Origin of the sequence: Halovibrio sp. HP20-59, from assembly GCF_033052795.2 — a bacterium.
In the GTDB taxonomy this organism is placed as follows: domain Bacteria; phylum Pseudomonadota; class Gammaproteobacteria; order Pseudomonadales; family Halomonadaceae; genus Vreelandella.
In genome coordinates this window covers 1-11403 of record NZ_JAWJUW020000032.1, presented here as the reverse complement: position 1 = coordinate 11403, position 11403 = coordinate 1, and the positions used below count along the sequence as shown (strand labels likewise).

Sequence of the window (11403 nt, the reverse complement as noted above, 5' to 3'; positions counted from 1 at the left end):
TCAGGAAGCCCTGCGTGAAGAAGCGACTTATCAAGCGTTACATGATGAATAGCATCAACTTCGTGGGGATCCGTCAGGCTTTAATCACACTCTTATACTTATCCCTTTATAAATTTTTTTTCATAGTTTAAAAGAAAGAAAGCTATTTCAAGCTTTTTTGAAGAATTAAAAATGTGCAGGAAAAAGAAGTGATCTATCGTTTCTGGGTATAGAGTGTTGTATAAGAAAGGTTTTCTCAGGGACGTCGCTATGCTCCTTGAGCAAACCAACCAATAAATGAGGAGTGTAAAGATGACAACTGATGAAAAACGTAAGCAGTACGAACGGCCTGTTTTGACAGAAATTGGCGCGATGGCAGATATTACCGAAAACCGCAATAATCACTTCAACGGACCTTGAGGGCCGCGTAGCGGCGGACGCGCTAATGCCAAAGCCAACATTAACGCCAGTCCTGGAGGCCATCAGGGCCTTGATTCATAGATAGCTTTTAAAGCTTTTCTTAAAGCCTGCGGCATGATCTGTGCTGTAGGCCTTTCTCAACTAATAATTATACGTTGAGCAAGGCATTGATGAATTCTTGTTGGGAGCTGCAATGCTCATCAGCGTGTTAAGAGAAATGCTTTGTGAGTAAGTTAGGCATACGTTTGCCAACGAAAATTGTGCTTGCCAGGATATATCAAGGAAAGACAATGATTGAGATAGAAGCCACCAGCTTGACGGGTGATGTGATGTCAGGTCAAAAAGAAAGGCGCGGTAAAAGCTCTGCCACTAGCCAGCACTATTACTACCTCACCTATGGGCTTAAAATTTGTTCTACGCTTGAACTGCCAGAGCTCCCTGAAATTGATCCGTGCGAACACCCTGATGTATTGGTAACAACGCCGGGCGTAGTTGATCGCCTTGAAGATGGTGCTTATCTCAGTCAGTGGTTAGAAGTTGGTGATGAGAGCTGTCAGATAACGATTGAGGGAATTGCTCGCTATCGAGTTGAGGAAGGGCAGCGCATTTTGTTGGATCGTCGTATGCCGCGGGGAGCTGATCCTGTTGCTGACCCTGGTGATGTTCGCTTATTTCTGCTGGGTAGTGCGTTAGGGGCGCTTTTGCACCAGCGGCACTGGCTACCGCTGCATGTCAGTGCATTAAACACACCGGCTGGCGCCTGGGCATTTACCGGCCACTCTGGGGCGGGCAAGTCAACAATGAGTGCCTGGTTACACTACTCTCAGCAGTGGCCGTTAATCACCGACGATGTCGCTGTTATTAAGCCAGATGAGGCTGAGCCGTTGCTCCACCCAGGGCCTGCTAGAGCAAAGCTTTGGCGTGATGCGCTAGCAGCATTAGGCATTGGAACCGAAGGGCTTGTTCGGGACTTAATGCGCGCTGATAAATTTCACCTAATGATGAACAAAGGCGTTCGTTATGATGCCCACCGCTTAAATGCGTTAGTGCAGTTAGAGCGTGCTGATGAAGGGGAGGAGGCAAGTCTTAAGAAGTTGTCGGGGATTGAGGCTTTCAAAACCGTGATGGGCGCTATCTACCGTCCCGAATTAGGCAGTCAATTTAATACCGATAAACAGCTTATGCAGGAAGGCATCCGTTTGGCGCAGCAGATTCGTGTTTATCGCTTTCGACGCCCCTGGTCATTGGATGATATGGATAAAAACCTAAAGCCTTTGCTTGACGAAATTCAAGCACAATCGATCACTGACCCTTAGCCCGAATTTCTCACGGGGTATAAAAGAAAGCGGCTGAAAGTGTTATGATTTCAGGGCGTTACACCAGAAAAAACACCCACAGCCGCTATCCAAAATGGTACCTGAAAAACTGACCTTCTCGCCACTCTCTCGCCGTCAAATTGAAGCCGATTTCTCCGGTGGCCACATTACCTCCGATGCCGGATTACTCCTGCTTCGTGAAGTCGATAAACAGCATCGCCTGACACGCTGCTTGGCCGCCGTGCTTCATGATCCCCGGGCACCGGAACAGGTTCGTCATAAGCTCGACACGTTGGTTCGTCAGCGGGTGTTCGGTGTCGCCGCTGGCTATGAAGATTTCAACGACCATGAGGCCCTGCGCTATGATCAGGCCCTTCAGACAGCGCTCGGTGAAGAGGATACGCTAGCAGGCAAGTCGACGCTGTGCCGGGCGGAGCAGAACGCCGATCGGCAAGCAATAGTGAAGGCCCATGAGTTGCTGTGGCATCACTTCATTGAACAGCATGACGAACCACCCAAGGAGATCGTGCTGGACTTTGATGGCACCGACATCCCCGTGCATGGCGAGCAACCCGGCAAGTTCTTTAACCGTTATTACGATCACCACTGCTACTTCCCACTGTATGTCTTCTGTGGGCGCCACTTACTGGTGAGCTATCTGCGCACCAGTGACCGCAGCGACAGTCGCCATAGCTGGGCGGTCCTCGCCTTACTGGTACGCTTTATCCGTCAATACTGGCCCGATACGCGCATCGTGTTACGAGGTGATAGCCACTTTTGTCGTCCTCGGATGCTGAACTGGTGTGATCGGCATCACGTCGACTACATCGTGGGAATCGCCAAGAACAGCCGGCTGCTCAAGGAAGTGGACGTCCCCATGATGCTGGTGCGCAAGACCCAATGGCAGGTGGGAGGGAAAGTAGCGGGGACGTTCCGCTTCCAATATCAAGCCCACTCCTGGAAATACCCACGCTGGGTGGTGGCCCGCCTAGAAGAAGTGTTGATGAGTGACAGTTACCCCTATAAAACTGAGCTATCCGATCTCGTCAGGCGGTTGGTTCCTACCTGACTGCTCGGGCGCCCCCGGCCCGACGCAATGGGGGAAAGGGGGAAGTGTGTCTGAACGACGGAAAGTGGTTAAAAAGTAGGCAATTTAAGGTGTGCCAATAGATTTTAGTGGCATTACGTCTTGGGTGCGGTACTTGCTGAGGTGCTATGAGAAATCCGGGTTAGCGCGATTAAAATTTGGACTGGGTATTCATGGGTATCCGTCAGTATCAGCTGACACACTGTCCGCTCAAGTCATCCTTGGTATAGATAAAAAACCCCACCTTGCGGTGGGGTTAAGCGTCACTTTTAGGCAAGTTGTGCAGTACGCACACTTAACTTGATCAGGACCCAAACGTTTCCATTATTACGTTGTTTGTGGTGTCAACAAATATCGCTTCTACATGATACGGCGTAGCACCTTGGTAAGTTTCCCGCACAGACATAACGTTCAGCTGTGGGGCAACCCAGGCGTCTTGCTGAGTGCTTGCTTTCTGTGTGTTCATAGAAAAAACTCCTGGCAATGAAGCATGCTGGTTATGAGCGAAGATGCCAGTGGCTACAAATATTTGCTTGCGCAGCATTTTACGACCCTGCCACGTATAGTTAGCCCGAAAGCCACTTTTATGGTATCGCCCACATTGAGAGTAGTTTCTGCACCTCTGTATTGTCAAGAAATGTAACATTGGTGGCGGATATTAAATACATTCGAATCGTTAAGTAATCGAAAAAAGCCCTATAAATGTGCAGAAAGCTACGCCTTGCCTAGTCTAATCGCGTACGAACGGTAGGAAACTCATCTGGTATTGCTTATAAAAAACGACTAAGCACTGTACATATACTGACAAATCAGTAATATTGTAAATGAAATGTATCCAAAAGTAATATGTGGTAGCGTTGTGAGATTGGGAGCCAGTTAGGCCTGGGGCACAGCTAAAGAGTGTTATGGATGAGAGTGTTAGGGGAAGGAGGGTGAATGAGTGCCATCTTTGGACGCATCAGTTTTGATCAAACTTCGATAACACGTGAACCCTTCGATACGGCATTCTGCACACTGAATGACTGGGGTAAAGACGGCCGTGGCGTGATGCATAAGAAGAACGCCGTCCTGGGGCACCAGCGACTGGCTCTGATAAGCACTTACCCTGAGGATGTTCAACCCCTTGAGCACCGTGGGCTATGTATTGTTGCGGATGCGGTGATTGATAACCGCGGCGATCTTTGCAGGCAGCTTGATATTGCAGCCGCCAGTAGCGTGTCTGACTGCGAGCTTATTGTGTCTGCCTTCCTGCGGTGGGGTAAAGCGTGTGTTCAATATCTAATCGGCGACTTTGCTTTCGCTATTTGGAACCCTCGTGATGGTGAGCTCTTCGCTGCCCGTGATATTGCCGGTGCGCGGCCCTTTTTCTACGCAAAGCGCGATTCATTGTTGTTATTTGGCTCTACGGTTGAAGCGATAGCCAGCTCGCCGGATGTCGACTTTGATATTGATGAGTCTCGCGTGGCTTTTTTTTTGGCTCAGCCCCTGCAGTCGAATGAAAACCCTTTTATCAAAGGCGTTGATTTTCTGCCGCCTGGTCATAGCCTGACCGTTTCCCGTCGCGGTGTGGAAGTGAGTCGCTACTGGTTTCCGGAGAATATCGTTCAAGCTGCGCCAGCGAGCCTTGAGACGTATGCCGAGCAGCTTCGAGGGCTGATAAATCAGGCTGTGCAAGATCGGATATGCCTGGATCGTCCTACTGGCTCGCACATAAGCGGTGGCCTGGACTCAACGGGTGTCACGGTGCTGGCGCACCGTTTGTTGCGCCAGCAAGGTCGTCAGCTCGATAGGGCATACACTTGGGCCCCCCCTGTTAACGATGAGTACCCGTTAGCGCAGGGTGTCTTTGATGAACGTACCGAGATCGCGAAACTGAGCAAGCGAGAAGGTTTTGAATGTTCTTTTGGCACCGATAGTTCGAGTGATTATTTTCGGTTCTTCCGACGAAACCTAGCGTATGAAAACTCTGCCGACCTTTTTGAAGAGCTGCCTCTGATGGAGCAAGCGGCCTCACGTGGGACGCGTGTCATGCTATCGGGGTGGGGGGCAGATGAGTGTGTCTCGTTTGGCCTGCGGGGTTACCCTTCCTGGCTGCTTTCCAACCGCCGTTACAAGGATCTATTCAACATGGCGCGGGCCTTGGGCGGTGGGCTGAGCAAACCGGGGGGCATGGCCAAATACCTTTTTCAGAATGCGGCATTGCCTTTCCTTCCGGATCGGCTTTATTCAGCTTTTAGCCCGTATTTGAATAAGCACAAGCTGCAGTGCCTTGGCCATCCCGATTTTATGAAACGCCACCCCGAGGCATGGCAAGAAAACAGCTTGGTCTGGCGCGATGCAAAAGACCCCTTTTCTATGCAGTGTGCTTTGCTTATGAACGGTCACATTGCCTCGAGAATGAGCCTTTGGTCGACATGGGCGGGCCCTCTGGGAATTCAGTATCGCTACCCTTTGATGGACAAGAGACTGCTTGAGTTTTCCCTGTCGCTGCCGCCCGATATGCTTTGGCAAAGGCGCCGTGCACGTATTGTTTATCGCATGGCCATGGCTGACGCCTTGCCCGAGCGTGTCAGTAAGCATGATGTTGCCAACGAAACAAAGCGCAAAAAAATACGCTTGGACTGTTGGCAGAAGTTAAATCAGCAGCATGATCAGTTTGTGAATATTGACTGCCCCTGGCTAGCCACCAAGGTGCTTACCGATAAGATAAAGGGCGCACCACCGTCCTTGGAAAAATTTGATCTGCTGAGTTTTATTCCCTTGCATAGCAGTATGCGGGTGCTGGAACTATGGCGCCATTCGGTGCCTATAAAACAGGCAACATAAATAAGTTGATATCAGTTGAGGACGGTACCGGTATGAGCGTAACACTGAACACGATGGTTCAACGAGATGCCGACATCTTGACCGCAGTCGTTGATGACGAAGTGGTGATGATGAGTGCAGACCAAGGCCAATATTTTGGGTTGAATTCGATAGGCGGTCGGATATGGGAGTTAACGGAAAGCCCTATCGCTGTGAACGATCTAGTTCAGAAGCTGTGTGAACATTATGCGGTCGAGGCTGAAGAATGTCAGAACGACACGTTGCCGTTTCTCGATAGTATGGTGGAAGTCGGCTTAATACATATTTTGCGTTAAGGGAATTTTAGAGTGCTTGGCTGCAGAATCTAACTTCATTATTGGGTAGTCATGGTGGGTGTCGATTGAATAGGGTCATCACTTTTTTCAGAAAGTCAGCCTTTTTTAAGCTTTGGTTCTTGCCTGTTTGGCTGTTGCTGGGGGTAAGCAAGGCGCTGATTTTTTTGCTCAGTTTTAGGCGGTTAGAAAGGCTGATGGGCAAAGCCCACGGTATTAGCCCTGTGCTACCGCTTCTGACGGCCTTGCAACGTAAAAGAGCGAGTCAGATTGGCCATGTCGTGCGTATGACGGCGCGCTATACGCCGTGGAATTCCAACTGTTACCCACAGGCCATCACCGCTGCCCTGCTACTACGGCTATATAAATTACCTTATCTACTCTGTTTTGGTCTTAAGCGTAGCGAGGACAATAGCCGTTACCTGGCGCATGCTTGGGTAGCCTCGGGTCCTGTCAACGTCACGGGCGGGTTCAGCTTCAATGCTTACACAGTGGTAGCCTGCTATCTTGCGCCAGGCTTGTCTACTGTTGAATCTTCGTGGCTGAATCTTCATGAATAGGGACGAGCGAATGATGTCTGAACCTCCTGAGCAACTCATGGCCGACCCAAGCTTTCAGCTACTGCTGATATTATCGCGTCTTGAGCTTAACCAAGAACAGATTCAGGCGGTTGAGAAGCTTATCCCACGTGTGAAAGATTGGGATGCCTTTACGCGTCAAGCATCCGAACGCTTTGTGCTACCCATTGTCCACAGCCATCTTAGTCGGCGATGGAAAGATCAAATTCCTGACGCTTGTATCGACGTAATGAAGCGCGACTCACTGCACGCGCTGCAACATAATATGAATATTTCAGCTGAGTTCAAGTACCTTGTTAGGCATGTATTGTTGCCTCTCAACGTGCCGCATCTTTGTTTTAAGGGACCTTCGTTAGCTTTTCAATACTACCCAGAGCCTGCTCAGCGCTTATGTCGTGACGTTGATATTCTTGTTTCGCAGGAGGATTTACCGGCAATACTACAATATGCGCTTACTAATGGTTACAAGCCCCATGATCCCAAAGCACTGACGCCGAGTAATGAAAGCGTCGCGTTCGTGGCTCGCCACCAAAAAGTAGTCACTTTGCTCTCACCTCGTAACGTCGCTATCGAGTTGCATACCAAAATAGACAATACCGGAAGCGTCTTTAAGGCATCGCATATGCTAGCAAAACGCCAGCCTATTACGGTTTGTAATGTAGACACTTGGGTGATGCCAATCAGTGAGCTTTTTGTTTATCTTTGCTGGCACCATACAAAGCATTATTGGTCTCGCCTTCACTGGCTAGTGGATATTACCGCCATACAGCATCATCGGGATTTTGATCTTGATGCAGTGTTGCGCTGTGCTAAGCGCTACTCACTAGAAAGTACCGTTCATTCCTGTCTGGAAATGATAGCGTTTTTCGCCAGTGCAGGGTCACAATATAGTGATACTTTGACCCCCAACACCCAAGAACTCGTTCGCCAATGTGTGTTGGCAATGCATGGTGATGTTGAATTCGAGCATTCGTTGGGTAAGAAAAAACCTACACCTGATTTTTCATTCGCATGGCAAACAACCACTGCGAATATATGGTGGTGGCGTTTATTCGGCTGGAAGAGGATGTTTCGTCCGACCTACGATACTTATGTGGTATGGCCTCTTTCCCCCCATTGGCAATGGGTTTACCGTTTTATACACCCATTTCTCGAAGCTTATATACGCTTAGCCGGTAAGAAAGTTAACTAATGGGTGTTTTAATTATATGGCTATGATCAATAAGTTATTTGCATCTTTCTTATCGCTGATGCGGATTCTGTCTATATCTTGGAAGAGTAGTCGCAAGTGGACATTCCTGAGTACTTTTTTTATAGCCATAGAAATTATCTCTGGGCTTGGCGTGCTTTATCTTCTAAAGCAGATGGTGGATGTGGTTACCAGTGTGCTGGCCGAACCCGAGGCGGCTGAAAATGTGGGGTCGGTTTTATATTATGTTGTGCTTACCGGCTTAGGAACGCTAGCTTATGTTATATCACGAGCGCTAGCGGGTTATTCTCGTGAAGTGCAGGGAATGATGGTCGCAGACTATGTCGACAACATTGTTCAAAAAACCGCCATCAGTGTTGACCTTGCCTTTTACGAAAGTCCGCTTTACCACGACACGCTTGAGCGCGCCCGCCAATCGGGGAGCCATCGACCCGCCCAGGTCGCCAGTAATTTAATGCTCTTGGGTAAAAATGCCGTCATGCTAACGGCTATTGTCGTACTGCTGGGGACAATTAACTGGCGTTTACTACCGATTATTTTGTTTGCTGTTATTCCTGCTCTGATTGCAAGAATCTACTTTACGCGGATTCTGTACGATTGGCAGCGTCGCAGAACACAAATGGAGCGGCGGGCAGGCTACCTAGACTGGTTAATGACTTCCAATATCCACGCCAAAGAGCTTCGACTTAATCAATTAGGCGATTTTCTTCGGCATAAGTATAAGGGTATTCGTGATGATATTCGAGGTGAAAAGCTTGCTATAAGCCGTAAGCGCACAATCGTTGAGTCCATTGTCGCGGCGGCAGCTTCGATCATATTTTTTACATCGTTGGGCTACTTGGCTTGGAATACCGCCCAAGGGAACAATAGCGTGGGTGATTTGGTGCTCTTCTTACTGATATTTCAACGCGCACAAACGATGGGCCAAGAGCTTGTTCAACAACTTTCCAAACTTTATGAAGACCACTTGTACATGGGCATGTTGTTTGAATTTATGGATATGCGACATACTGTGCCGAGGTCGTCTCAACCTGAAAAAATAATACCTTCTGCTAACGTTAGTTTAAAACTAGAGAATGTTTCCTTTGCTTATCCCGGCACCCATAGAGATGTTATCAAAAATGTAAATATGGAGATAAAGCCCGGACAAATTGTGGCGTTAGTAGGCGCCAATGGATCAGGTAAAACATCGCTTATTAAATTAATGACACGACTTTATGACCCTACTGAAGGAGGCGTTAAAGTTAACGGCATTAATGCTCAGGACTGCGATATTGATGAGTATCGACAGCTTTTCAGTGTGATCTTCCAAGATTATTCGCATTATGCCGAATCCGTGCATGACAACATCCGCTTTGGCCATATAAACGGTACCGATGCCGAGCGTACGGTTCCGCGAGCCGCTGAGAACGCCGGTGCCGCGACATTTATTGAAGAGATGGACAATAAATACGACACGTTACTAACGCGCCTGTTTGATAATGGCAAAGAGCTCAGCGTCGGGCAGTGGCAGAAAATAGCGCTGGCACGCGCCTTTATGTTGAAATCCAATATTGTTATATTAGATGAACCTACCAGCGCTATGGACCCTGTTGCTGAATCTGAGTTATTTGAAAACTTTCGCGAACGGATTAATCATCGTTCTGCCTTGGTGATCAGCCATCGACTATCGACGATTCGTTTAGCTGATTATATCTACGTGATGGATGATGGTGAAATTAAGGAATCGGGCACCCATGAATCACTGTTTGAGAAAAAAGGGATTTACCATGACATATTTAGCCGTCAGGCTAAGTACTATCAGCACGATCTTTCGTAATTGACAAGCATGCCATCAATACAGGAAGCGGGAGTGGGCAGGGCGCTCTCGCTCATTAATGGCGCTATTATCTTTGGTTTTTCTGCATCGCTTGTTTTAATACCGCAAGCGCACTGGTGGTTTGGGGTGGCTGCGCTTATATCGTCGCTATTGGCGTGTGTCGTTATTGTTGGCGATAGGAAATCTCCTTTCTTATGGACCAGTGACGACTACAAAATAGTGTCAGCATTGGTATTTTTTAGCGGTGTTTGGTGGTGGAACGTTTTGGCAAGTGGCCAACTGCCTCTGGTGCCCTACGGTGGGTATCGACATATATATGCTTGGCCGCTGTTGGCGGCTGCTTTTTTGCTTGCGTTAAGAGTTTTTACGCCCTCGCCTAATTGGTTATGGCTGGGTGTCTGTTGTGGTGCCTCTGGCGCAGGTTTGGTGGCTATATATGAGCGAGTCATTGTTGGAGCTGAACGAGCTGACAATGGTATCAATGCTATTCCTTTTGGTAATTTGTCGTTACTCATGTCGGCGCTTTCCTTAGTGGCGGCGATTTATTTCATTCAATCGCTTCGCCGCTTTAGTTACGGGTTAACTGTCTTTGCTATTTGTGCGGCTTTTCTGGGTTTTTTAGCGTCTTTATTATCAGGAACGCGTGGAGGCTGGGTGGCAATTCCATTTATATTCGCACTGTTGTTGCCAGCAACAGCGGATATAATAGCGCCAAAAACACGCAATATAGGTCTTTGCTTTATCGCCTTATTGGTTGTCGCCATCATCGCTTTTCCCCCATCGGGCGTGTGGCTTCGCTTAACGGCTATATTCGACAATATCTATCATTATTTTATAAGTGATGAGGCCAGTACCTCGCTTGGCATCCGTTTTGAACTATGGCGAGCGGGGTGGTACATGTTCAAAGAAAACCCGTTAATGGGGGTTGGCGAAGGCGGTGTGAAGGACTGGTTAGGGGCGTTGGTCGCAGAGGGCGTGCTTTATGACCGAGTCATTATTTATTCACAGTTACACAGTGACATTATTGATACGCTCGCCCGCCGAGGCTTAATAGGCGTTATTAGCCAGCTATGGCTGTATGGTGCATTTGCCTCGGCATTTGCTAAAAAAGCGTTGTATGCGAATGACAATGTGTCGGCCCGGCTTTTAGCGATTAGCGGTATGGTGGTCATCATCGCTTTTTTTGACTTCGGACTTTCCCAATCGATGTTCAGAGACTTAAGAGGATTTAGCGGCTTCTTGGGTTTTGGCATTATTTTATGGGGCTGTTTGGGTAATCAGCCTCAATCCGGCGCACCGAATAAATCCCGATAGGGGATTTATTCAGTGGTTTTAACCCTTGGCGGATGCCTGCTTATCTTGCTACTCAGCGTTCAGGAAGTTCTCTACATTGAGCAGTATTAGCTCATTATCATCGGCGCGCCCTTGCTGACGGCCAATCGAGAAAGGGTAATTGTTGTCGTTGGCGACCACGATGGTGCTCTCATCGACACGATCCACGTTCTCAATGGTCACAAAGGGAAAGTTAAAGGTGCCGTTGATCGTGCCCCTTGGTGCAAGGCCCTCTGGATCCTGGATGTTCATGAGGTCTATATAGGCGATTTTCTCCAGTACACCCTGCTCGCTCGTACGGTTGAGATCAACGAGGTAGATGCGTTTGAACTCGGCGGGGTTGTCTGCCCACGCTTCTCGCGGGTCGCCCTGGCGGCTATCACGCTCGATGATTAGTAAGCGATCCACTAACTACATCTAGGCAGTTATTGTTCAGACGGGTAGCGTTTCTTTCCACTGCCAGGGCAGCAGTGTGCTGAGTTCATCATCATTGAGGGTGGGCAGTGTCTCGAAGACATACTGCAA

The 11403-nt window shown here is 48.5% G+C and carries 8 protein-coding genes and 1 pseudogene; 8 read left to right on the top strand and 1 reads right to left on the bottom strand.

What is annotated here, in order from left to right; all coding sequences use genetic code 11:
- Nucleotides 1–689: 689 nt before the first annotated feature.
- The 8 genes and pseudogenes from RZA33_RS18975 (at nt 690) to RZA33_RS18945 (ending at nt 10860) form a co-directional block, all read left to right on the top strand.
- Nucleotides 690–1715: a hypothetical protein gene (locus RZA33_RS18975; RefSeq protein ID WP_317509282.1), complete on the top strand. Its 1026-nt coding sequence runs from the start codon at nt 690–692 to the stop codon at nt 1713–1715.
- Between the two features lie 94 nt (nt 1716–1809).
- Nucleotides 1810–2712: pseudogene (locus tag RZA33_RS18970) on the top strand (IS1380 family transposase); the annotation flags it as partial.
- 1026 nt (nt 2713–3738) lie between these two features.
- Nucleotides 3739–5628 carry an asparagine synthetase B family protein gene (locus tag RZA33_RS18965; protein WP_317509281.1) on the top strand — a complete coding sequence of 630 codons (1890 nt, stop codon included), beginning with the start codon at nt 3739–3741 and terminating at the stop codon, nt 5626–5628.
- A gap of 32 nt (nt 5629–5660) precedes the next feature.
- A complete protein-coding gene (locus RZA33_RS18960; protein ID WP_317509280.1) occupies nt 5661–5942 on the top strand; it encodes a lasso peptide biosynthesis PqqD family chaperone in 282 nt (93 codons plus the stop codon).
- 41 nt (nt 5943–5983) lie between these two features.
- Entirely contained in the window at nt 5984–6499 is a 516-nt protein-coding gene (locus tag RZA33_RS19955) for a lasso peptide biosynthesis B2 protein (RefSeq protein WP_416337890.1), read from the top strand.
- 10 nt (nt 6500–6509) lie between these two features.
- A complete protein-coding gene (locus RZA33_RS18955) occupies nt 6510–7709 on the top strand; it encodes a nucleotidyltransferase family protein (RefSeq protein ID WP_317509279.1) in 1200 nt (399 codons plus the stop codon).
- Nucleotides 7710–7725: 16 nt separating this feature from the next.
- Nucleotides 7726–9546 carry an ABC transporter ATP-binding protein gene (locus tag RZA33_RS18950; RefSeq protein WP_317509278.1) on the top strand — a complete coding sequence of 607 codons (1821 nt, stop codon included), beginning with the start codon at nt 7726–7728 and terminating at the stop codon, nt 9544–9546.
- Between the two features lie 33 nt (nt 9547–9579).
- Nucleotides 9580–10860 carry an O-antigen ligase family protein gene (locus RZA33_RS18945; RefSeq protein ID WP_317509277.1) on the top strand — a complete coding sequence of 427 codons (1281 nt, stop codon included), beginning with the start codon at nt 9580–9582 and terminating at the stop codon, nt 10858–10860.
- 48 nt (nt 10861–10908) lie between these two features.
- Here the strand turns inward: RZA33_RS18945 and RZA33_RS18940 are convergent, their stop codons facing one another.
- Nucleotides 10909–11286 carry an esterase-like activity of phytase family protein gene (locus RZA33_RS18940; RefSeq protein WP_317509276.1) on the bottom strand — a complete coding sequence of 126 codons (378 nt, stop codon included), beginning with the start codon at nt 11284–11286 and terminating at the stop codon, nt 10909–10911.
- Nucleotides 11287–11403: the final 117 nt, after the last annotated feature.